This is a genomic window from Micrococcus sp. KRD096 (genome assembly GCF_017168495.1).
Classification (GTDB): domain Bacteria; phylum Actinomycetota; class Actinomycetes; order Actinomycetales; family Micrococcaceae; genus Micrococcus; species Micrococcus luteus.
Genome location: NZ_JABFAY010000069.1, coordinates 1 through 382, shown reverse-complemented (window position 1 = coordinate 382; position 382 = coordinate 1). Strand labels below are relative to the sequence as shown.

The 382-nt window shown below is 72.3% G+C and carries 1 protein-coding gene; it reads left to right on the top strand.

The annotated features are described in order from the left end of the window. Nucleotides 1-382 (top strand): hypothetical protein (locus J1M41_RS11695; RefSeq protein ID WP_206451803.1); only part of this gene is annotated, 382 nt, incomplete at both ends.

Here is a 382-nt window from a genome sequence, read left to right as displayed (position 1 = left end):
GCCCTGGGCGACCTGGGCAACCTGCTGCGTGGCTCCGGTGAGGCGCTGCTGAACGGCTTCAAGTCCGGTATGGAGTCGGCCTTCGGTGGAGTCAAGGAGGCGGCGAAGGGCGGCCTCGAGTCGGTGCGCCGGCTGTTCCCGTTCTCGCCTGCGAAGGAGGGCCCGTTCTCGGGTCGCGGGTACACCACGTACTCGGGCCGGGCGCTGTCTCGCGACTTCGCGGACGCGATCTCGGGCGAGGCGGGCTACCTCGAACGGCAGGCCGCGGAGTTCATGTCGGCCGCGGACTTCACCGCCACCCCCTCGGTGGATGCGGGCTCACTCGCCGCCGCGTCGGCGTCCCTCGGATGGGGGGCGTCGGCTACCACCGCCCCAGCGGACC